19 protein-coding genes and 1 tRNA gene are annotated in these 23,032 nt (G+C 61.6%); 3 read left to right on the top strand and 17 right to left on the bottom strand.

Annotated features, from left to right (window positions below; translation table 11 throughout):
- Positions 1-72: 72 nt before the first annotated feature.
- The 10 genes from rimI to DSM100238_RS08240 all read right to left on the bottom strand — a co-directional run bounded on the left by rimI (position 73) and on the right by DSM100238_RS08240 (position 11,674).
- Positions 73-627, bottom strand: a complete 555-nt coding sequence (gene rimI / locus DSM100238_RS08195) for a ribosomal protein S18-alanine N-acetyltransferase (protein WP_152356175.1) — start codon at positions 625-627, stop codon at positions 73-75.
- A gap of 43 nt (positions 628-670) precedes the next feature.
- Positions 671-1,552 (bottom strand): tRNA (adenosine(37)-N6)-threonylcarbamoyltransferase complex dimerization subunit type 1 TsaB, encoded by an 882-nt coding sequence (tsaB, locus tag DSM100238_RS08200; protein WP_152356176.1) that lies wholly within the window; start codon positions 1,550-1,552, stop codon positions 671-673.
- A gap of 105 nt (positions 1,553-1,657) precedes the next feature.
- Complete coding sequence (gene tsaE, locus DSM100238_RS08205; RefSeq protein ID WP_044282524.1) at positions 1,658-2,209, bottom strand: tRNA (adenosine(37)-N6)-threonylcarbamoyltransferase complex ATPase subunit type 1 TsaE; 552 nt, start codon at positions 2,207-2,209, stop codon at positions 1,658-1,660.
- A gap of 170 nt (positions 2,210-2,379) precedes the next feature.
- Positions 2,380-3,363, bottom strand: coding sequence for a DNA polymerase III subunit delta (holA, locus tag DSM100238_RS08210; protein ID WP_152356177.1), 984 nt, complete (start codon positions 3,361-3,363; stop codon positions 2,380-2,382).
- A gap of 62 nt (positions 3,364-3,425) precedes the next feature.
- Positions 3,426-5,309 carry a ComEC/Rec2 family competence protein gene (locus DSM100238_RS08215; RefSeq protein WP_152356178.1) on the bottom strand — a complete coding sequence of 628 codons (1,884 nt, stop codon included), beginning with the start codon at positions 5,307-5,309 and terminating at the stop codon, positions 3,426-3,428.
- Entirely contained in the window at positions 5,306-5,866 is a 561-nt protein-coding gene (locus tag DSM100238_RS08220) for a ComEA family DNA-binding protein (protein WP_033493508.1), read from the bottom strand. Before DSM100238_RS08220 ends, DSM100238_RS08215 begins: the two co-directional genes overlap by 4 nt.
- Before the next feature lie 317 nt (positions 5,867-6,183).
- The gene (gene leuS, locus DSM100238_RS08225; protein ID WP_152356179.1) at positions 6,184-9,138 is read right to left on the bottom strand and encodes a leucine--tRNA ligase; all 2,955 of its coding nucleotides are present in this window, start codon (positions 9,136-9,138) and stop codon (positions 6,184-6,186) included.
- 42 nt (positions 9,139-9,180) lie between these two features.
- The gene (locus DSM100238_RS08230; RefSeq protein WP_101452638.1) at positions 9,181-10,029 is read right to left on the bottom strand and encodes a transporter substrate-binding domain-containing protein; all 849 of its coding nucleotides are present in this window, start codon (positions 10,027-10,029) and stop codon (positions 9,181-9,183) included.
- Positions 10,030-10,235: 206 nt separating this feature from the next.
- Positions 10,236-11,186 (bottom strand): magnesium transporter CorA family protein, encoded by a 951-nt coding sequence (locus DSM100238_RS08235; RefSeq protein ID WP_015451239.1) that lies wholly within the window; start codon positions 11,184-11,186, stop codon positions 10,236-10,238.
- Positions 11,187-11,601: 415 nt separating this feature from the next.
- A tRNA-Ala gene (locus tag DSM100238_RS08240) sits at positions 11,602-11,674 on the bottom strand.
- A gap of 404 nt (positions 11,675-12,078) precedes the next feature.
- On the opposite strand from DSM100238_RS08240, the gene DSM100238_RS08245 reads away from it, so the two are divergent.
- Entirely contained in the window at positions 12,079-12,666 is a 588-nt protein-coding gene (locus DSM100238_RS08245) for a cadmium resistance transporter (RefSeq protein ID WP_152356180.1), read from the top strand.
- Positions 12,667-12,726: 60 nt separating this feature from the next.
- On the opposite strand, the gene DSM100238_RS08250 is transcribed toward DSM100238_RS08245, so the two are convergent.
- Positions 12,727-13,827: an ABC transporter permease gene (locus DSM100238_RS08250; protein ID WP_152356181.1), complete on the bottom strand. Its 1,101-nt coding sequence runs from the start codon at positions 13,825-13,827 to the stop codon at positions 12,727-12,729.
- 222 nt (positions 13,828-14,049) lie between these two features.
- Here DSM100238_RS08250 and DSM100238_RS08255 point away from each other — a divergent pair, with 222 nt between their 5' ends.
- On the top strand, positions 14,050-14,784 hold the full coding sequence (locus DSM100238_RS08255; RefSeq protein ID WP_167511119.1) for an HAD family hydrolase: 735 nt from the start codon (positions 14,050-14,052) through the stop codon (positions 14,782-14,784).
- A 254-nt stretch (positions 14,785-15,038) separates the two neighbouring features.
- Here the strand turns inward: DSM100238_RS08255 and DSM100238_RS08260 are convergent, their stop codons facing one another.
- Entirely contained in the window at positions 15,039-15,959 is a 921-nt protein-coding gene (locus tag DSM100238_RS08260; protein ID WP_240812415.1) for a DMT family transporter, read from the bottom strand.
- Between the two features lie 438 nt (positions 15,960-16,397).
- On the opposite strand from DSM100238_RS08260, the gene DSM100238_RS08265 reads away from it, so the two are divergent.
- Entirely contained in the window at positions 16,398-16,802 is a 405-nt protein-coding gene (locus tag DSM100238_RS08265; protein ID WP_152356183.1) for a pyridoxamine 5'-phosphate oxidase family protein, read from the top strand.
- Between the two features lie 173 nt (positions 16,803-16,975).
- Here DSM100238_RS08265 and amrS read toward each other — a convergent pair whose 3' ends face one another.
- From amrS to glmU, 5 genes are all read right to left on the bottom strand, one after another.
- On the bottom strand, positions 16,976-18,250 hold the full coding sequence (gene amrS, locus DSM100238_RS08270) for an AmmeMemoRadiSam system radical SAM enzyme (protein ID WP_152356184.1): 1,275 nt from the start codon (positions 18,248-18,250) through the stop codon (positions 16,976-16,978).
- A complete protein-coding gene (gene amrB / locus DSM100238_RS08275; RefSeq protein ID WP_167511120.1) occupies positions 18,243-19,916 on the bottom strand; it encodes an AmmeMemoRadiSam system protein B in 1,674 nt (557 codons plus the stop codon). The genes amrS and amrB overlap by 8 nt, the downstream gene beginning before the upstream one ends.
- 355 nt (positions 19,917-20,271) lie before the next feature.
- Positions 20,272-21,018, bottom strand: coding sequence for a histidine phosphatase family protein (locus DSM100238_RS08280; protein WP_152356190.1), 747 nt, complete (start codon positions 21,016-21,018; stop codon positions 20,272-20,274).
- Between the two features lie 23 nt (positions 21,019-21,041).
- A complete protein-coding gene (rsfS, locus tag DSM100238_RS08285) occupies positions 21,042-21,461 on the bottom strand; it encodes a ribosome silencing factor (protein ID WP_152356186.1) in 420 nt (139 codons plus the stop codon).
- Position 21,462: 1 nt separating this feature from the next.
- Entirely contained in the window at positions 21,463-22,845 is a 1,383-nt protein-coding gene (gene glmU, locus DSM100238_RS08290; RefSeq protein ID WP_152356187.1) for a bifunctional UDP-N-acetylglucosamine diphosphorylase/glucosamine-1-phosphate N-acetyltransferase GlmU, read from the bottom strand.
- Positions 22,846-23,032 lie beyond the last annotated feature (187 nt).

Consider the following 23,032-nt stretch of genomic DNA (forward strand, 5'->3'; position numbering starts at 1 on the left):
ATCATATGCGTTGCGCTGCGTGCCGTTCACGCTTGCTGTTTTTCGTGCTGTTCGTATGTTTCTCAAGGCGTCTCACGGATCATGCCGCATGCCGCCCGTCGCATCATCACTGGAAAGCGCAAATCCGGCGATATGCGGCGTCAAATCGAGCGCCATAGTGTAGGCGTCGACGTTGTCCGGCTGATAGTAGTGTTTGCGCCTGCCGAGCGTGGTGAACCCTTGATGCCGGTACAGCGCCAGTGCGGGTTCATTGTCGACGCGCACTTCGAGCAGGATGCGACGGGCACCTTGTGTTCGCGCGCGGCCGATCAGCCCGCCCATCAGCCGTGTGGCGATGCCCTGGCCTTGGTATGGGCGGGCGACGCCTATGGTCATGATTTCAGCGTCATCACCGTCGTACCAGTAGCCGGCATATCCGCGGATGGGCAGGGTTCCGGGCTGTGCCGCCGTCGAATGGTCGATGTCGGAATCAGAAACGATATCAATTAGATACGTGCGCGCGGGTGCGTCGAGTTCTTGGCGAATCATGGTGCTTGTCCACGATCCGCGCCCGAACAGGTCGCGTTCGAGCCCGGCGAGCGTGGCGATCAGCGGTTCGCGTTCGAGTGTGGTGTAGTCGACAATCATGGCTGTCGGTCCGTATGTCTTGTGTTCCGGTTCAGCTACGTGGTCAACGGATGTCGGCTGCGGTTGCGGCGCCGTGGTTGAGCACGTGTTTGAGCGGATTGGGGATGGACACGTCGGGCCGGCGCAGATACAGGGGTTCTGCGCTTGCCGGGGTCGCTCCCGCGCTGAGCTGGGTCATGGCCAGTTCAGCGAAGGCCCGCAATCCTGGTTCGCCTTGTTCCGGCAGGGATGCATCGAGGACGGTACCCGGGTGTTTAAGCTGATTCCAAGCTTGGCTGTAGCGTTGGGCACCATGTCCGATGACGTCGACGATGATGTCAATCTGTCTGCCGCGCCCGTCGGCCTCTCGCAGCTGTTGGACGACGGCGTTCACCCGTTGCACGATATTGTCCGGGTAGTCGATATCCATGCCGATCAACGTGGCGATACGACCGCGTTCTTCCACGGGTTGCGAGGTGCGCAACGCGTCGAGGTAGGCTTGCGCATCGACGAGCTGGAAGTACAGTTGGCGGCGCCTGGCATCGTTGACGGCAAGAATGAGCCTGTGCGGCCCATCCGGATCGGGGTCGTCATCTTGCGCCTGTTCGCCGGTGATAGATGTGAGGCTGCCGTCTTCCTTGCGCAGGAGGCCGAGTAGCACCTGCGCGTCGAGAATGTTCTGCCCGATCAGCTGGGCACCGGTCGCAAAAGCGAGCGCCTTGGCGGTGACGATTCCCGCCCTGAGCCCGGTAAACGGCCCCGGACCGGTGCCTACGATGATGCGGCTAATGTCCTGCGGCTGGATGTTCGCCTGCTCGCAGGCGCGGCTGATATTGACTTGGAGGCGTTCGACATGGGTTCGCGAGTCGGTTTCGATGATGGGCTCGTGCCCGACGAGCCCCACCGTCGAACCATATGATGTGTCAATGACCAGCGTATGCGTCATGGTGCCTCCTGCGTGTTTGCGGATCCTCAGTTACTTTACTCTTGTCGCGCGGGTGATGCTCGGGCGTTGAAGTTTGCAGCGCCCGGGCAAAAACGTGAACGGCGCTTACCGGAGGTCAGCTATGGCGTCAATCCGTCGCTGCCATGGTTTACCGATGGGAATGAGTTCGACGGTTCTGATGCCGTCGCTGGTCAGTTCCGGCGTGGCGCTTTCTGCTCCCCTGTCAGTGTGCGGGGCGGCTGGCAAGGGCCTGCCGATGTGGATGTCGAGCCGTTCGTCGGCGAGCGCGGCAGCCATTTGCTCGCCCCATTCCATGAGGATCACGGTGTTGTCGCTCGGGTTGTCGAGTTCTTCGTCAAGGCCGATGGATTCGAGCTCGTCAAGCAGCCGGTCCACGCTGTCTTGTCCCGGCGCGTACGCGTTTCCACCCAGCCGGTAGGCGTCGACATGGATGAGTGTTGCCGGCGTACCGTCTGCGAATTGGCCGTGCAGTTCGCGTGCGATGGTGAACGTGGGCGACACGACGGGCTCGTCGGCGTGCAGTCCGGCGCCGATACCTTGGGCGAGTGTGGTTTTCCCGGCTCCCAGCGGCCCGGACAGGAGCAGGACGTCACCGCCGTGCAGCATGCTGCCGATGCGGATGCCGAGCGCGCGCATCGCGTCGGCGGTGGGGACTTCGACGCTCAGCGTCGTGCCGGTCTCGCTGTGGGTTGTGTCGGTGTCGCCCACGTTGGTATGGGTTGTGCCAGCATCGCTGGTGTTTGGATTGATGGTGTGTGTCATGGCGTGTTCTCGATGTCTGGTTGTTCGGTGTGTCCGGTTCTTGTTCAGGCCACTGGCCTGCCTTTGCGGGCGATGAGTTGGATGGCTTGTTCGAGCGCGTATACGGGGTCGCCGCCGTTGGTTTTGCTTTGTTCGTCGGCCCACGCGAGCTGTTGGATGCATGCGGACAGCCCTGCGGAGGTCCAACCGGTCAGCTGGCGCATGGTGTTGCGCATGACCCACGGGTTGGTTTTCGCTTCAGCCACGGAAATGGTGCCCGCTCGCACGGCTGACGCCTTGGCGATGGTGCGCAGTTTCAGGGCGAGCGCGCCGATGAGCGCGATCGGGTCGGTGCCCTGTTGGACAGCCGATCGCATGGCGATGATGGCTTGTGTGGTGTTGCCCGCCATGGCGGTGTCGGCGACGGTGAAGCCGGTGACCTGCGGGTTGGCGGTCAGGTACTGGTTCACACGATCAAGCCCGATGGGGTCATCGTCGAAATCGAAGCACAATTGTTCGCACATGGCGGCGAGCTCGCCAGTACGCTCTCCAAGGACCGCGACAAGTTGCTGCGCGGCCGCAGGCTCAATCCGCCGGTGCCGTTGTTCGAATTGCGAGGTGACGAACTGGACTCTCGCCTTCGGATTTTTCAGGTCGGCTGGCTTATCGACACGCGCTCCGGCGCGAGTGAGCTCGTCGAGCAGCCGTTTGCCTTTGGGGCCGCCTTCATGCTGGGCGATGACAATGCTTGCCTGCCCGGGGTCGGCGACTGCCTGCTTGCAGTAGGCGACCATGCTGTCGCCGAGCTGTTCGTCGGCGTTCTGCATATTGGTGACGGTCACGATGGATACGGGCGACAGCAGCGAGGGACTGACGGCTTCGTCGAAGGCGTAACGGTCTGCCGTTGAGGCATCGAGCTCCACGGTTTCTGCGTCGGGCCGCGCGGCTGAGGCCTGTCGGCGCATATCGCGTACGGCTTCCTCGTTGAGGTAGGAATCCCCGCCACAGACAATGTAAAACGGCGGGAAAGTGTGTTTCGTGGCTGCCATGGTTCCAATCTCGCTGTATCGGTGGACATCTTCGGGTGTGTGAGGTATCGGGATGCGACAAGTCATCGATTGTGCCGGTGCCATTGGTCGTCGATCATACCGCGTGTTTCGGCAAGCCATGCCCCAATCTTCCCGCATGCCCGCCATGGGCGTCCCGCCGGAGTGCAACCCGCACGGCTGTTGCCCGCGATCGGCGGGTGCGGCCGTCGTGCGTGTCCGGGATTCATGAAGGTGCATGTATCCTGCCCGGATTGTTCCCGGCCCGCTCGCGGGCGACCATAGCGGATTGCACGGTCGCCTATGGCATGCGCACCCAAACGGATGATGCCGGGCAGCAACGCGATGACCGCTTGCACGGCAAGTGCCAGTAGCGCCCCCGGGATGCCGGACGGCCATGCCAACGCTGTCCAATCCGGGGCCGCGCACACATGGGCGGTCCACGCCATGATGGCGGTACCGCAACTAGCCAGCCATGCGGCCGCGAACGCCAAAGCCGGCACGAACGGCGCGAGTATCAGCGCAATCAGCCCGGTGATGGTGGCCCAGCTGACAAACGGCGCCACCATGATGTTGGCAAGGACGGACAGCAGCGGGATCTGCGGTTCCATAAGGATTTGTATGGGCAAGGTGAATATCTGCGCGGACAGGGTCGTTGCGACCGCTTGACTTGCTGTGTGCGGCAGTCGGCGATCCAATCGCCGTTGCAACGGCGGGGTGCACAGAGTGATGCCGAGCACCGCCGCACTGGAAAGCGCATACCCGTAGCTTGCGGATTTTCCCGGAGCAAGCGCCAACACCATAATCGTGGTCCATGCGAGCGCACTGGCGGTCTGCGGCGGACGACCGAAAAGCATGCCGATGGCGCTGAACGTTCCCATGATCTGGGCGCGCAGCACGGAATCCGACGGGTACACGAGGATAGCGAGCCCCTGATAGGCTGCGATAACGCCGATCGCGGCAACAGGGCGTGGCAGGCGAATGGCGGCGCCCAGCCATTGGGCCAGTTGGGCGATGAGGATGAAATGCCCACCGGACACGGCCATCAGGTGCATGATGCCACTCGTGCGGAATTCCTGTTCGACCCGTGCCGCATACGTGGCGTCCGGCTGTTCCAAAGATCCCGGGCCGATGTAATCCTGACCAAGCAAACCGCAAGTCAATCCCGGCACGAGAATCCTGCCCTGATCAGATAGTCTCGCGGTCACGGCGGCGAAGCGGTGGCGCATCCGATTGGCAAGAGAGCGGGCAGGTTGCGGCGCGCGCGTAATCCCGGTGTGCGTAAGGTCATCCACCCACAACGGTCGACTGCCGAATGCGGCTGGGCTCACGCTTGCTTGTGTGCGAATCCGCATGCCGTGGTCGAGGCTGATACAGGTGTCGCCGTTGGCGAACAGCCGTGCGCTCGCATGCGAGGGTGTCACGCGCGCAGCTTCTTGCACGCCGATGATGGTGACATCCGCTTGGCAATCAGCCCCGCGTCTCGATGATGCGGTCATCGGCGTGTCGATACGCATATCAAGCGTGGATAGTCGCGACGCTGACGTCTGTTGGGCTACACGCATGGCTGGATCACGTTGTTGCGTCCGCTGGTGGGCGCTTGAGACCAGTATTCCTGCCCCGCTCGCCGTAAGGACCATGACTAGCAGCACGATGCCTGCGCCTGTGGGAACCGTGCCCCGCCATGCGGTGCGGATAATGCAGGCAAGGCTGCGTCGGGCATATATCATCGCTGCGAGCAATGCGAGGCTGGCAGGAAAAACCACAAGAAGAACGGGCATCATGGACGCCGTCCATACCGTGGCGCCCGGGGAGGCGCCGGAAGCGAGGTTGGCACGGTTGCAGACTGCCGAGGCGGCGAGCTCCCCCGCCCACATGGCAATGGCGACGGGCAGCAGTCTCAAATCGTGGCGGCCATCGAGCCGCACTCCGGTTGACGTCCGGCTCATCGGACGACCGCCTGGGCTCGCAGTTTTTCGAGGGTTTTCGCCCCGATGCCGCTGACGTTGAGCAGATCGTCGACGCTGGAGAACCGGCCATGCTCATTCCTGTAGTCGATGATGCGTTGCGCGGTGACCGGACCGACGCCGTTCAAGGTTTGCAGCTGTGCGGCATCCGCAGTGTTGATGTCGATACGCCCGTCATCCGTTGCAGCCGGTGTCGGCGCAGGCGCGTCCGACTGTTGTACGACACCGGATTGTCCGCTCTGCCCGTCTTCCCCTGCCTGCGACTGCCCGCCGGCGACTGTGCCGGCATCTGGTGTCGCGTCGTTCGGGGACGCGAAGGCCGATCCCGTGGTAGGGGCGGCGGGTGCATGGGTGGCGGCATCGTGCCCGTCAAGCCGTGCAAGATTGACGGATTGCCGAATCAGGAGCCCCAAACTGGCGCATAACGCGCCAATGAGTATGAGCATGATGATGGCTGCCTGACCGGGGGTGCAGGTCAGTCGCGGGCGACGCTCCCCCGGTGTGCCTTGGCATGCCGCGACCGCGTCTGTGCTTCTCACGCCGGCGAGCGCGGCGAGGCTGGTATACCCCGTGCCGGTTGCTGGTCCGGCTGATTCGCCGGCAGGGGCCAGGCCTGTCTCAGATGCGGCTACTGAGGCAGTGTTCGTTTCGGTCCCGCCGGCGGACTCGGCCGCCGCCCCTGCTCTACAAGGCGGCGGAGGCGGCGAAAGCAGACTGCCCGGGGACGCGTCATCATACTCGGAAAATACAACACCCATGTCTCCAGCATGCCGGGGACATGGGTGCTTTGCACGCCGTCAAGGCAAATGTGGTCAAAGGATGCTTCCCCGATGCGGGAACACCTTTGGCCGGCGAATCACTCCGCCGGGACGATCGACACGATCTTCGGGGCCTTGACAATCACCTTGCGCGGTTCCTTGCCGCCGAGACGGTCGGCAACCGCTTCGAGCGCGCGCTTTTCGAGCTCTTCGGGCGCGATATCCGGGCTGACCTCCAGCTTGGCGCGAATCTTGCCCTTGATCTGCACGACCGCGGTGACCGTATCCTGACCGACGTAGCGTTCATCAGCCTTCGGCCACGGCTCATGGGCGAGCGACTCGGCGTGCCCCAGACGGTTCCACAGTTCCTCGCAAATATGCGGGGCGATCGGCGAGAGCATGAGAATCAGCGGCTCCACGGCGGCGCGCGGGACGGCCTTCAAACCAGTCAGGTGGTTGTTGAGCACGATGAGCTTGGCGATTGCCGTGTTCGGGCGCATGTTCTCCATTTCCACGGTCACGTCGGCGATCGTGTTGTTCAGGAGCTTCAAGGTCTTCTCGTCCATCGGATCGTCGGAGACCTTGACTTCGCCGGTGTTCTCGTCGACCACGTTACGCCACAGGCGTTGCAGGAAACGCATGCCGCCGATCACGTTGCGCGTGTTCCACGGGCGGGACTCGTCCAGCGGGCCCATGCTCATTTCATACAGGCGGAAGGTGTCGGCACCGTAGTTCTCGTACATGTAGTCCGGGGTGACGATGTTCTTCAGGCTCTTGCCCATCTTGCCGAACTCGCGGTTCGCATGCTGGCCGTGCCAGGTGAAGGTCGGTTCGCCGTCCGGGCCGGCCGGGCCTTGCTCGACCTCGTCGGCCGGCACGTACTGTCCGCGGTCGTCCGTGTAGGCGTAAGCCTGAATCATGCCCTGGTTGAACAGCTTGTGGAACGGTTCCGGCGAGCTGACATATCCCAGATCGTACAGGACCTTGTGCCAGAAGCGCGAATACAGCAGGTGCAGCACCGCATGCTCCACGCCGCCGATGTACAGGTCGACACCGCCGGATTCGCCTGCGGTCTTGTTGTGGTGCGGGCCCATCCAGTAGTTGAACTCGTCGGTCTCCACCATGTGCTCGGCGTCTTTGGGGTCGATGTAGCGCATGTAGTACCAGCAGGACCCCGCCCAGTTCGGCATGGTATTCGTGTCGCGATGATACTGCTTGGGACCGTCGCCCAGGTCGAGGGTGATGTTCACCCAGTCGTCGTTGCGGCTGAGCGGCGCCTCCGGGTTGGATTCGGCGTCCTCAGGGTCGAAGGTCTTCGGGCTGTAGTCCGGCACGTCGGGCAGGTTGATCGGCAGCATGCTGTCGGGCAGCAGATGCGGCACCTCGTCCTCGTCGTAGACGATCGGGAACGGCTCGCCCCAGTAGCGCTGGCGGCTGAACAGCCAGTCGCGCAGACGGTAGCTGACCGTGCCCTTGCCGACGCCGGCGGCTTCCAGCCAACCGATGACCTTGTCGATTGCCTCGTCAACACGCAGACCGTCGAGCGACAGGCTGTCGCCCTTCGCATAAGTGGAGTCGGTCGAAGAGTTGACGACGATGCCATCATGGGAGACGAACGGGGCCTTACCCTCATAGTTGGCGAGGTCGTCGTTTGAGCCGGGCAGCGGCTTGACGGTGTAGATGACCGGCAGACCGAACTTGGCGGCGAAATCGTAATCGCGCTGGTCGCCGCCAGGCACCGCCATAATCGCGCCAGTGCCGTAATCCATGAGCACGTAGTCGGCGGTGAAGATTGGCAGCTGCTTGCCGGTGATCGGGTTGGTCGCGTACAGGCCGGTGAACAGGCCGGTCTTCTCGCCGCCCTCGTCGACACGGTCCTTGGCGGTTTTCGCCTCAGCAGCAAGCCGGTACGCGTGCACAGCCTCCTTCGGAGTCGCGTACCCGCCCTTCCATGCTTCGGGCACATCCTGCGGCCAAGCGGCGGGAACATGCTCAAGCAGTTCGTGTTCCGGGGAGACCACCGCGAAGGTGGTGCCGAACAGGGTATCGGGACGTGTCGTATAGACTTCCATATCCTGTTCGCCGTCTTCCGAGGCGACCGGGAAATGCACGGCAGCACCGTGGGATTCGCCGATCCAGTTGCGCTGCATGAGCTTGACCTTCTCAGGCCAGTCGATGGTGTCGAGATCTTGGATCAGTCGGTGGCCATACGCGGTGATGCGCATCGACCACTGGCGCAGCTCGCGCTGGAAAACCGGATAGTTGCCGCGTTCGGAGCGACCTTCCGCAGTGACTTCCTCGTTCGCCAGAACCGTGCCAAGGCCCGGGCACCAGTTGACCGGGGACTTGGAGATGTAGGCGAGACGGAAATCGTTGAGCACGTCGGCCTGCTGGCGGGCGTTGAGATCACTCCACGCCTTGTCTTCGAAGCCGGGGATTGGCTTGGCACCGGACTTGAACTTCTCGACCAGTTCGCTGATTGGGCGGGCGGAACCCTTGCCGCCGTCGCGGCGGACGAAATCAGGGTCGTACCAAGCATCGTAGATGCGGGAGAAAATCCACTGCGTCCAGCGCATGTAATCAGGGTCGATGGTCGCGAAGCTGCGGCGGTTGTCGAAGCTCAGTCCCATGCGATGCAGCTGGCGGCTCATATTCGCGATATTCTGCTCCGTGGTGACGCGTGGATGCTGGCCGGTCTGGACCGCATACTGCTCGGCCGGCAGACCGAAAGCGTCATAACCCATGGCATGCAGGACGTTCTCGCCCTTCATGCGGTGGTAGCGGCTGACCACGTCGGTGGCCAGATATCCGAGCGGGTGGCCGACGTGCAGGCCCTTGCCGGACGGGTAGGGGAACATGTCCATGGCGAAGTAGGGGGTGCGGCCGTCGGCGTTCTCGCCGTTGCCGTCCGTCAGGTCACCCTTGACATTCGCCGCCCAGAACGTGCCCTGCTCTTCCCAGGTCTTCTGCCACTTTTCCTCGATGGTCTGTGCGAGCTTCGCGTTATAGCGGTACGCTGGCTCGCCTTCGTGTGCTTGCGTGTTGTCGGTCATAAACAAGGATTATTGCCGCACAACGGGACACGACGCGAGTGCCTATCCATTATCCGAACGTATTGTCGGCGGATTGAGCTTCGCGGACGGGTGGTAACCGAGCTGATTGGTCATCTCATCGGCAAAAGAGCGCCAAGTGCCGGAGGTGACCATCTGCTTGAGGATCGCGTCGATTTTCGAGGCGAGTGCGCTCTCCCCCGCCTTGACGCTTACGGCGTGCAAGGACGTGCCGAATCGGCCGGATACAACGTGCAGATACTGCGATCCTTCGTTCGCGGCGAGACCGGCGAGCGCCGCGTCATCACCGCTGACTGCGTCAGCCTCCCCGACGAGCAGCGCGGTGACGCATTGCAGGTAGGTCGCACGCTCCTGGATGCGCGCCTTGGGCTGGAGGCTGCGAATGCCGTCGGAAGCTCCCGACCCGGTGACGGTGCACACGGTATGGCCTGCCAGGTCATCGGTGCCGGTAATCGTGTCGGCGTCGTCGGCGCGGACGAGCAGTCCTTGCGCGGCGCTCAAATACGGGCCGGCGAAGGTTGTGGCGTCGTCGCTGGAGGTGATTCCGATTGGCAGGGGTGCCGCGACGATGTCGACGAAGCGGTCGTTGAGCCGTTTGCTGTAATCGGAGACGGTGACCGACCTGAACATGATCTGCTTTTTCGCATAACCGAGCTCATTGGCCACGTAGGTGGCGACATTCACGTCGAATCCGGAGTAGGAGCCGTCGTGCAAGCGGCTCAATCCCGGCATGTCTGCGGCGACGCCGATGGTGATGGTCGGGCCTTCCGGCAGATTGGCGGACGCGTCTGAGGCGCCTTCGCAGCCTGTCAGAGATGCGGCCGCGAGGGCGCAGCAAAGCACAGTGGCAAGTATTCGTCGTGGTGTGCGCATCTGATCACCTCCGTTGTGCGTATCGCGGCTACGCGTGTCGCAGTGGTATGCGTCGCCGTTGTGAGTGTCGCCGCCATATGCTGCTGCCGTGTGTCACCGGCCTGCGAATCACCGGCGGCGATGGCGAGCGTCTGGTGTCTGACCTTACCTTCTGGTGTCTACCTAGGCGGTATGCCGATCGGCAGGCGCCCGGGCTCAGGCTCACATCACTTGAATAGACGGGAACGGGCGAGGAACCATGCAGTCAGGCCGCCCGCGGCAATGGCGAGGACGATGACGATAAGGAAGCCCCATTTGCTGGCCGTCAGCGGCATACCAAGCATGCCGGTCTGGAAATTCATGCCGTACATGGAGAACACGAGCGTCGGAATGGACAACGCGATGGAGATGATGGTGAAGATGCGCATCACATTGTTCAGGTTGTTGGACACGATCGAAGCGAAGGCGTCGGTCATGTTCGCAAGGACCCCGCTGTAAATGTTCGCCATCTCGATTGCCTGCTTGTTTTCGGTGATGACATCGTCAAGCAGATCCTCGTCCTCCGGGTATTGCTTGATCCGTGAGAGCGTGGTGAGTTTTTCCATCACGATTTCGTTGGATTTCAGGCTCGTGGTGAAGTAGACCAAGGTCTTGCTCAATTCGAGCAGCATGAGGATTTCACGGTTTTGCATCGAGTGGCGCAAACGCAGTTCGAGTTTGTCGGTTTCGCGGTCGATGATGCGCAGGTATCGCAGGTACATCGTGGCGTTGCGGTACAGGATCTGCAGGATGAACCGCGACTTCATATACGTGTTGAAGCCTCGAATGGTGCCTTCCATGAAGGGGTGGAGGACGGGCGTGTCCTGCATGCACACGGTGATGATGAGGTTCTGTGTGACGATAATCGACAACGGGATGGTCTCGTACCAGTCACGGCCGCTGCGTTCCTCGACGGTCGGGATGTCGACGATGATCATCGTGTAATCGTCTTCGGCGTCCACGCGGGAACGTTCCTCGTCATCGAGCGGGGCGCGCAGGTCGGCCAGATCGATGCCGGTTTCCTGGGAGACCGTGGCGAGCTCCACGTCGGTCGGCTCCGAAAGACATAACCATGCGCCGTTTTCCGGTTTCTCGATCTGCTCCACTTGACCGTTGATGGTGCTGAACATTCTCAGCATGCGCTCACCTGCCTTTCATCTATGCTCTCGCCGTACGCGAATCGTGCGCCTGAGCCACCGTCCTTCTGTGGATGTTCCGCGGCCTGACTCCAAACGAGTCGCGGCGACCGCCGAAGAATCCCAAATAAGCATAATCCCTCACGGCTGGGACGAAACCGTCTTCCCGCGGTTTCACCCCATGACGTAACGCGATGTTCAGCGCGCGTTTGTCTGATGGTCAACTTGAGCCGTTTGAGCCGTCGCGATTGGCGGGTATGCGATGCGGAGTACAGGGTTGTCGGCACGCCCCAGTCCATGCTTCTGCCGACGCTGAGACCCACATCCACAATCCGCAGGTTGCGCTTGTTGCCCCGACAATATCAGACCTTGCTACGGAATAAAAAACCCGCATCGCGATTGCGATGCGGGTAAATCGTGGAGCTAGGGGGATTCGAACCCCCGACCCCCTCCATGCCATGGAGATGCGCTACCAGCTGCGCCATAGCCCCGGTCGGTCTTCAGCTATGTTGTCCGTTCTTCGCGAACCTCGTATACATTACAACATCGCAGACCAATATCAAAATCGACCACCCCTCTCGGCGTGTCGCATTCGATTCCTCCCTTCGACACACTGTAGCTGGAATACAGCTCGGATAGCTGCTGTTGGTTGATATATCGCGCTTGGGGAACGTAAGGCCAGCGGCGGCGAGAGAGTCACGAGTCAACACAGTCAAATACAGTCAGCAGCGTCAACAATGCCAGTGAAGCCGGAATCGCAGCACATCAGTCGACTGCCGGCAGCAAGAGACCAACAACCATCGGCGACAAGCCGACAGCGATAATCTACGCACACCACACTCCACGCATCACGCACCAGACACACTGGACATCAGCCAATCGGGAGGAATCCGCCATGATCGCATCCATCATCCAAGCCGTGGCACTATTCGCCGTCACAAACATTGACGACATCATCGTGCTCGCCCTGTTCTTCGCCCGCGGCGCAAAACATCGCGGGACAACACGAACCATCCTGCTTGGCCAGTATCTCGGTTTTCTCGGCATCCTCATCATCGCCGCCGTCGCCTCATACGGCGCAGTCACCCTGCTACCCGCCGAAGCAATCCCCTACTTCGGCCTGATTCCACTGGCGCTCGGCATCAAAGCCGGCTGGGACAGCATCCGCGGCAACGACGACGATGAGACCGGCGAAGGCAAAGGCGTCACCTTGCCGACGGTCGCCGCGGTCACATTCGCCAACGGCGGGGACAATATCGGCGTGTACGTGCCGGTATTCGTATCCAACACGCTCCCTGTGGTCGCCGTATATTGCGTGGTGTTCCTCATCCTGGTCACCGTGCTTGTGCTCCTTGCGCGGTTCATCGCCACCAGACCAGGCATCGGCGAGTGGCTAGAACGCTCGGATCGGTACGTGTTTCCACTCGTGCTTATCGCGCTTGGCGTGGTGATTCTCGTCCGCGGTCACGCATTCGGCATCTAGCCGAGTTGACGCGGCAAACATAACGGGCGGCGCCTCACGCAACCGCCCGTTATGGATTGTTCAGTTTGCCGTTGCCCCGGACCCATCGGTCGAACTTGAGGACGATGAACCAGCCCCTGATGTACCAGCCCCTGAATCCGTTGTCCCGGAGCCCGACGAGTCGGACGAACCGGAATTCGAGCCGGTTGCGCCGTTCGAGCTGGACGACGAGTCCGAGCCCGAGCCTGAATTCGAGTCTGTGCCCGCACTGCTCGACGCGCTCGCAGACGGGGACGCGGTCGCCGATGAAGACGGCGAGGAGCTTGGGGTTGCAGACGCAGAGGCGCTGGAACTCGCCGATGGCGACGCGCTCGCGGTCGCAGACGGCGAGGTGCTCGGGCGGTTGAATTGGCTGTCCTTGTCGTCCTGCATCTGCGATTCGCTCGGTGTCGGCTTCGGCGTCACCCGCGCGGTGCCGACCATATCCCGTACCACGCTATCCGTACCCTGACCACGAGTGATCAGCATGATGACGCCTGCGGTGATGCCGACAGCGACCAGCGCGCTGACCACAGACACGATAATCGCCACACGTTTAGCGTTGCGGGTGCGTCCGTTGCTTGTCGTGCCGGTGAGATGCCGAGCCGCCGCGCTCCCGGTCTGCTCGCCGGAGACGACAACCCGCGCTTTACGTCCGCCCGCGCCGCCATGCGTTTCAAGGTGCGCGTCGTCCGCAAGCCCACCTGCGATGACGCGCGTGGCGTCATCCCCGGGCTGGATTACCGTGGTCGCGTCCGCCGCGCCGGCAGCGGGCATGGCCCGTGTCGCATCAGACGTGCCTTGCCCTTCATGCTGGGCGGGCAGCACGGTGGTCTCGCCGCTGCTGACCTGTCGAGGCTTGGCGGCTTCCCCATCCCCTTCATCTGCATCGTTCGACTGGCTGTCGTCATCGCTGTCCGGATGCTCGTCATCAACACCTTTGACATCCTGGAGTTTTTCCGATGACGCCTTGAGAATGTTCTGATACAGCTGCGATGACACCGCAGATACGATCGAACCTACAGCCACACCGATGACTGAACCGGCAATACCGATCTTGGCTGACAGCAAGAACGAGGTGACCGCGGCGAGTGCACCGGCGACAAGCTGCGGCACAGATATTCCCTTGAAAAAGTTCTTCACATGCTTGACTTTATCGAAAAAGACAGGAATACGCTGGGCAGGTGCTGAAAAATCGCGTCATGCTCACACATGTTCACCATGTGGATGCATGTCACAACCGGGTGATGTATCGGTTAAGCCGTTGCGATGTCGTTCTCCCAGCATTGCACCAGCGGCGCAGAGGTAGCGCTTTGCCGGCGATCGGCAGCCTATTTGTTCGCGCATATGAGCATAATGAGCCGGGTGACTTTCAACGACACCTTGACACTTTCTCAATCGTCCGCCGTGCTCGAAGCGCCGGAAAGCCTTCCGGCAGCTGTGTTCTGGGACATGGACGGAACACTGATCGATTCGGAAATCTACTGGGCTGCAGCCGAACAGCATGTCATCGAACTGCATGGCGGCACGTTCAGCGAAGAAGTACCGTTGCGTGCGCGCGGCCAGTCCACCCCTCGCCTGCTGCAAATCGTGCAGGAGTACATTCCCTCGCCGGTGGATACGGAATTGCTACGATCGGAAATCGTCAACTATGTGATTGAGCGCGAACGTGAGAAGCCATGCTGGGCGACGGGCGCAGTCGAACTGCTTGACCTGCTTTCGCATGCCGGCATCCCGAACGTGATCGTGTCCGCCTCCCCACGCGCGATGGTTGACAATATGGCGCGTCAGGCTCCTGAAGGCGCATTCGTAGGATATGTCTGCGGCGAGGACGGACTGGCGGCGAAGCCGGATCCGGCGCCTTACCTGCGCGCCGCTGAAATCGTGGGCGCCGACCCGTCTGATTGCCTGGTGTTCGAGGATTCTCCTGTCGGCTTGCAATCCGGCGGCGCCAGCGGAGCCACGGTCGTCGCGATCACCGGATTCACGCCTGAAGGCGTGGTCTTTGACGGCCCGCAAGTGACGAATATCAAAGATTATGCGGGACTTGGCCTCGACGATCTGGCCAATTTCATGGAACTCGGCTCACTGGAAAAGTAATCGCCGGGACGCTGCCGCTCCCTGTGATTCGGCTTGGTGCCATCGCATTCTGCCAAGATTGACGCGCAGCGCATTCACGGCACATCGGTCTCGCGAGACAATCGCGACGACTCCCTGCTTCTGCCGACACTCACGACACACTCAGCGTCGGCAGAAGGGTGCATGCGCGGGTTCTTCCCACACCGGTGACGTGCGAGTCCCAGCTCGAATACCGCGCACCGGTTTGTGATACAACCGCATTGCACCCGCGACAGCTACTTGCGTTTCGTCACCACGGACATGATCATGGCAGCGAAAATCAGCGAAAAGCCCACAATCGACGTCCAACCAATCGCCTCGCCCCAGAACAGGGCAGAAAAAGCGACAGCGAACAGGCTTTCCGTACACATGATGATGGCGGCACTCGATGGCGGCACGTGGGCGAGACCGATATTCTGCATGATCTGCGCCATCGTGGTCGCGCCGATCAGCAAATACAGGAAACTCATGATCACGTCAGGCGCAAGCCACGACGCATTCGGCAGCGGTTCAGTAAGCAACGCACCGATCAAAAAGAACACATCGGCGACGGCGAACTGCATGAACGTGACGGCGATCGGGTGGAACCGCTGGGTATAACGCCCCAGGAACGTGAGATTGAACGAGAAAATCACCGCATTCGCGATGGTCATCAGATCGCCTTGGCTGAGCGCAAGTGAGCCTGACCCGGGTTTCAGAGCGACGAATCCCACGCCTGTCAGGCAGATGACCGCGGCGACGAGATTGATCATCTTGGGGCGCTGCTTGGCGACCAGCCATGCCGCAAACGGAGTGAGCACACAGTACGAGGCGGTCAGGAAGGCGCTGCGGCCGGGGTCAATGGTTTTCAAGCCTTCGGTCTGCATCACCATCGTGCCGTAATATGTGACGCCCACAACAAGCGCGGGAACGATGATCTCACGGGTGAGCGCTGGAATGATCACACGATGGAACAGGATGAACATGATCATGCAGGAACCGGTCATGCGCATAGCCATCAGCCATTGGGGCGTGATGGCGTTCATCGCCACTTTCGCGACCAGATAGCTGCCACCCCACAGGGCGGCGCAGCACAACAGCATGATACGGGCGAGATTCGGCGGGAATGTGCGCGACATGCGGCTGCGAAATTCCTGGAAGCGGCTGCGTGCACGCATGCGATGCTCCTCCTTCACCCCGTAGGCTTCGATGCTCAGGACGATATACGCCGACACAGGTGCGGGCAATCGTCGCTTTCGTCGTACTTACGATAGCCATCACCAGGAAAGAACACGCCCGACTGCCATCCGATTTTTCGCAAGATTCACCTCACTGAAATATCATCGCCTCCGCCTTGAGGCACGAATCGTCCATCAGGCCGCAGCCGCCGATCTTCGTGCGATATCCCGTTCCTCCGATGGTTCAACGCCCGCGGCGAAACCGTCGTGAGATACCTCACAATCCCCCGTTTCATGCCGTCAATGACAGGAAAACTGCCGTAAGCTGATATCACCGGTTCGCACAGGCGCCGGCGACCCGGTCGGCAGCCGCGATGCGGCGGCGTGCAAGGCGCCCCCAGACGGTACACACGCAAGACCACGAGCGAAAGGAATATCATGGCTACCATCACCCCGGAAATGAAGGATTTCATCGCGAACCACCTGCCTTGGGTGGCGACCATCAGCAAAGACGGCCAGCTCAACATCGGACCGAAGATGTCCACCTTCGTGCTCGACGATCATCACATCGCCTACCATGAGCGCACCGCACGCCAGCATTACCAGAACCTGCTCGATGGCAGCGAACTGGTCATCGGTGTTGCGGACCTGAAAACCAAAACCGGCTATCGTTTCCGCGGCAAAGTGACCTTGCACAGCGACGATGCGATCTACGAGGAGCAGGTCAAAGTCGCCGAGCGCAACGGCACCAAGAAGCCTGCCGTAGTGCCGGTGCTGGAAGTCACCGAAATCGATGATCTGACCGCAGGCGCGAAGGCCGGCACGGTCATCGAAAAGGACTGAGCCGCGACACTGACCGGCGCAATCCTGGGCGCACGACACGACATCGTAGGCGCTCCGCTGGTGAGCCGATCAGGTTGTCCAACCCGTGTTGACATGGGCGACGGCAAGACGGAAACCCGTCCGCCGTCGCCCTTGTCATATTGTCGTAGCGCGCTCTTGCGCTGTCATGCCCGTTATTGTGCCGTATACCGGCGAATATCAACCGGCAGATGCATCCCGCCGAATGTGCCTGGATGCTTGTCCCACACGCCAGGGACAATCGCCCCACAATCAGGGCATGTACCGTCGGCGGTCAGCCGATATCCAGTGATGTCATACCAGTCGCGCTCGATCAGCCGCGCCCCGCAGGACGGGCAGAACGTAGTGCCGCCATCCCGATCCGACACATTGCCTGTGTACACGTAACGCAAGCCTTCCTGCAACGCGATCCTGCGGGCGTGCAACAGTCGTTCCTTGGGTGTCGGCGGCACGTCCAGCATATGGTAGTCGGGATGGAACGCGCTGAAATGCAACGGCACGTCACGCCCGCAATGCTCACGCAGCCACGCGCATTCCGCGTGCAAGGTCTTGTCGTCATCGTTATGGCCGGGAATAAGCAGGGTCGTCAATTCCACCCACGTATCAGCCGCATTGACCGCATAGTCGATCGTCGCCAACACATCGGTCAGATGCGTACCGGTGTCATGCCAGTAGAAATCCTCGGTGAACCCTTTCAGATCGATATTCGCCGCATCCATATACCGGTAGAATTCAGGTCGCGCGCAAGCAGACATGTATCCTGCCGTGACCGCCACCGTGCCGATACCGTGATCGCGGCAGGCATGCGCGGTGTCGATGGCGTATTCCGCGAACACTACGGAATCGTTGTACGTGAACGCCACGGACGGGGCACCGCACCCTTGGGCGGCACGGACGATATCGTCCGGCTGCGCTTCGACCGCATACGTGTCCCAAATCCGCGATCGCGAAATATCCCAATTCTGGCAGAAACGGCACCCGCTGTTGCATCCGGCGGTACCGAAACTGAGAATTGCCGTGCCCGGATGCCAATGATTCAGCGGCTTCTTCTCCACCGGATCCAGCGCGAATCCGGAGCTTCGCCCGTAGGTATCCAGCACGATAACCCCGTTATGGTTGGAACGCACAAAGCAGAAGCCACGCTGGCCGTCCCGCAACTTGCAGCCGCGCGGACACAAGTCGCATTGGACTCTGCCGTCTTCAAGACGATGCTGCCATCGACCGGTCGCGCGATTACCCGCTACAGGCGCGGAAGCCATATCGCGCCTGCCGTCCGGTTGAGGCGACGGCGACTCATAGGTGTGCGGGAACGGGCTGGTCGGCTGAAATCCACCACGCATCGAAGCCGCGACCTCATCCGGATGCGGCTGGTCGAGCGGCTGCCCGGCATCCGTGGCGCCATGCGACGCCTGCGCCTTGCGTTCATGCATGATGCTTCCTTTCCTCGCCGGTAGCCCTGCCCGATGCATCGGCACCCGTTTCCTTCTCATCGTAGACGCTTACCGTGTATGTCCATGCGGCGAAGCGCGCATCATTCCACGTGGTGTCCGCGCGCAGCCCTGCCTTTGCCAGCAGGTGGCCGACGAAATCATGCGGATGCGGCAGCTGGTCCCATACTTGCGGCAGAAACGTGGCATGATGCCCATGCCCGTCATCGATGACGAGTCCGTCGCGCCGAGGTACGAGCGAAGCTTCCAACTGAGCGCGTGAAGATACCGGCAACGCCCGTTTCGGGGACAGCACGGACACTTCGATGCTGATGCCCGGATACTCCCACGGCGCCACCGGCCTGAACCGCGGGTCGTGGCTTGCGGCGTCCACGGTGTGGCAGGCGATATCCTCACCCAGCGGCCGAGTCGCCTCCAACGAGCCGATGCAACCCCGCAAATCGCCTTGCTCGCGCAAGGTGACGAAACTGGCTCCATCGCGGTTCAGCCAAGGATGCGTCTGGCTTGTCTCTTGAGCGGTCGGCTCATCGGTGTCGATGCCGCAATACCGGGCAAGCGCCGCGCGGGCAAGACCGGGCAGCACGTGTTGTGCTTCCGGAGGCAATTGCGGTCCTGCATCCTCACGTTCGGGCGGTTCTTGCACGCGTACATGACGCGCTGAACCGTCATCTTGGTTCCACACAGCGAAAGACGCATAGCCGACGACTGCCTGGTCGCGATCGGCCATATCCGGCCGACGCATGGGCAGACCGTCACCGCCCGCGAGCGCCAGCGCTCCATCATCGCCTGATGTCGAGCAGCCGAGCGGCCTGATGGCAAGGTTGTGCCGTATGCACACGTCGATCAGCCCGTTGACCGGGTAGGCACCACAGGCGCGGTCGGGTACGATCGGCATGGTCCGGGTGGCGATGCGCCAGATGGTGTCGTCATCAAGGCTGCGGGCGACATGTTCAGGATGGTAGTGTGACAAATCCGAGCTGATGATGATGACAGTCCCGGGATCTTCCCAGAACCGCTCAATCAACGTGCCGAGCTCTTGGGGCGTGGTGTCTCCCGCATTGATGGGAATGATGCTGACGTTCCCGCCAAGCGTGCGCTGGATCCAAGGAAGCTGGACTTCGACGGCGTGCTCCCGCTGGTGCGTGTCATCGTTGACGATGAGGCCGGGCGTACCGGCATCGAGTGCGTCGCATTCGGCTTCCGTGTCGATTGGCATGACGCCGAATGGCGTGCGCCACGCACCTGCGGTGCAACAGGCTGATCCGTGCACCGGAACACGGTGGGTGGGGCCGATGATGAGGACCCGGTGAATCTCGCCGCGCCCCCGGGCGAGCAGGCTATAGGCGACAGCTGCTGTGGTGCCCGAGTAGATGTATCCCGCGTGGGGCACGATAACGGCTTTCGGAGTGCCTTCGGGCAGCCGATTGGGCTGCTGCTGATGGGACAGCGAGGTGCGCGCATAGTCGAGCTGCCGGTCGATCATGTTCCGCAGCGCATCCGGATCCGCCGGGTAGAACGTGCCGGCTACTGCTGGCTGGCGGACGGCTCCCCGCCAAATCGGGTTCACGCACGCCGGTATGCGCGACGTGCGCCGCCCTCTTTCCGCCGCGACTTCGATGCCGGGCATGTGCGCATGTGATGTGGTCATAGCGATCACCCCTCGCCTTCGATGATAATCGAACGGAAGGCAAGAGATGAACACACGGTGAACAACATACATGGCATGCCCCGCAGCATGGTCAGTATCGGCACGTGGCCGGAATCGTCACACAGTCGGCACGCGACATGGCTGGGACCGGCGCACGCCCATTCACAAACTATCTACACACAGCCGCACCCAAGCGTAACCAGTTTGAGTAACTATACAAACTGTCTACGCTCACGGCCTCCGTTGCGTCACCAGTTTGGGTGCGCATACCAACTGGCTACGCTTGGCTGCTTATTAGCGTAGCCAGTTTGTGTAGGAGAGGGACTGCGGCGGCAGGATAATGGGCACCCAGCAATCAGTGCAGCGTCGGGGCTTCCCACTGGTCGGTGTCCGCAATCGCGGGACCATGGTTGTATTCGGTCATTCTCCAACGGACCGTGCCGTCCGGCTGATCGGCACCGGTCAACCGCGCCCAATGGGCGTTGAACATGGATGTCATCGCACCGAAGTCATGATTGCCTGATGCCATGCCCAGCAGGGTTTGCAAGGTCTGGGAAATCCACGCCCCATGGGAGAAAATGAACAGCGTGGTGTCCGGGCCGGCACGATGCGACCAGTCGTCGATCGCTTCGACGCCGCGCTCCCCCACCGCGCCTTTCGGCTCGGCGCCATGCTTGAGCTCTCCACCGGCGAAATGACGCCACGACTGGTAGTCCTCGGTGAAATCCCGCTCAAGCTCCTCAAGACGCAGGCCTTCCCATGCGCCGAAGCTGCGTTCGCGGACGCGGGCGTCCGGATGCACATCCAAACCGAGCGGATCGGCGAACGCATGGGCGGTCTGCACGGCACGACCCAAGTCGGAGCAGACAACGAGCTGCTTGGGAATATCGGGACGGCCTTCAACGTACAACTCACGCAAGGTTTGCGCCGTCTGACGCACTTGCCACGCACCAACCTCGTCAAGCGGAATATCCACCTGGCCTTGCAGACGATGCTGCTCATTGTAGGAGGTCCGTCCGTGCCGCACGATAATGATCGACCTGACATGCGGGCCGGTCGGCTGGACGCGGCGATGCTCAGGACCGTGATATTCGCCGCCCATACGGAGCATACGGTTTGCCATACTCACTGCTCGTCGGCGGCCGCGGCGGCGGCATCCGTGCCCGCGCCTTCAGGAGCGCCGGGCAACTGCAGATCGATGGCCGGGCAATCCTTCCACAAGCTTTCAAGCCGGTAGAAGCGCCGCTCCTCCTCATGCATCACGTGAATCACAAAGTCGCCGAAATCAAGGAGCACCCAACGGCCTTCCTGCAGGCCTTCGCGCGAACGCGGCTGCAGATGACCGCCCTTGGTGTACAGATCCTTCTCGATTTCCTCGGCGACGGCGAGCACCTGGCGTTCATTGGACGCGGTGACGATCATCATCACATCAGTGATGGCAATCGGGCCGGTCACGTCGAAGGCGACGATATCCGTGCCTTTCATGCGGTCCGCTGCGGCTGCGGCGATGCGGACGGCGTCGATGGAACTTTGCAATGCGGTCATATCAGCGCTCCCAAGCGGGCTTCCAGCCCTCGATGATGTGTTGTGTGTTCTCGGAGTATACCATCGCGTCGTCGGGCACGTCGTGGCGGACGACCGATCCCGCTCCGGTGGTGACGTTGTCGCCGATCTCAACCGGCGCGACGAACATGTTGCCGGCGCCCACGTGGACGTTGGAGCCGATCTTGGTACGGTTCTTGTGCACACCGTCGTAGTTGGCGGTGATGGTGCCGCCGCCGATATTGGTGTGTTCGCCGAGCTGGGCGTCGCCGATATAGCTCAAATGCGGCACCTTGGTACCGTCGCCGATATGGGCTTTCTTCATTTCGACGAATGCGCCGGCCTTGGTGCCTTCGCCCAGTTCGTTGCCCGGGCGCATGTACGTCCATGGACCGATATTCGCGCCACGGCCGACATGCGACTCCTGGACGCGGGAACGTTCCACATGAGCCTCGGCGTCGATCGTCGCATCGATGAGCGTGGTGTACGGGCCGACGACCGCGCCTTCGCCGATGGTGGTTTTCCCTTGCAGGAAGCTGCCTGGCAGGATTTCGGCATCGCGTTCGATACGCACGTCATCCTCAATCCAGGTGGTTGACGGATCAAGGATGGTCACGCCCTGACGCATCCAGTATTCGCAAATCCGACGGTTGTGCGCGCCGGCAAGCGCGGCAAGCTGCACGCGGTCGTTGACCCCTTCGACGCTTAGGGGATCCGGAGCCGCCCACGCCCCAACCCGTCCGGTACGGCGGGCGGTTTCCAACGCGTCGGTCAGGTAGAATTCGCCTTGCGCGTTCTTGGAGTCAAGGCCGGCGATGGCAGCGGCCAAGACTTTCGCATCGAATACGTAGACGGACGTGTTGACCTCACGAACCGCCAGTTCGCTGCTGTTGGCGTCCTTCTGTTCGACGATGCGCAGCACGCTGCCGTCGCTGTCACGGATGATGCGACCGTACCCGGTCGGGTCGTCGAGCACAGTAGTCAAGACCGTCGCATCATTGCCGCTGGTGCGATGATAGTCAAGCAATCCAGCAAGGGTGTTGGTATCCAGCAGCGGCATATCGGATGCGGCGATCAGCACGGTCCCCGCGGCTTTGCCTTCTGCAGCGAGCTGATTCATCGCACACTGGACTGCGCGTCCGGTGCCGGGCAGGTCGTCTTGATGGACGATTTCGACCGATTCGTTATAGGAACGCGCAGCTTGGGCGACACGCTCGGCCTGGTAATGGACCACCACGGCGAGGGTTTCAGGATCAAGCCCCGCGACGGACGCCATAACCCGCTCGAGGAAGGTCTTGCCGGCAAGCGTATGCAACACTTTTGGTGTGGCAGAACGCATACGGGTACCTTCACCTGCGGCAAGGATGATTGCGGCTGACAATGTCATACGATGAAATCTCCCATTCTTGGGGTCTGCTCCGCGCCTGGCAGCATGACAATCGTGGCGTGGACGGCAGGCCATACTGTCAGAATTGTAACCGGCGGGTACGGACATGGACCGGGCGTTTTCCGGCGTCCAAACGCACAAACGACGAAGGCGGCAGCCTGGACCATACCAGACCGCCGCACCACCC

This window comes from Bifidobacterium apri (assembly GCF_009299485.1).
GTDB classification, from domain to species: Bacteria; Actinomycetota; Actinomycetes; order Actinomycetales; family Bifidobacteriaceae; genus Bifidobacterium; species Bifidobacterium apri.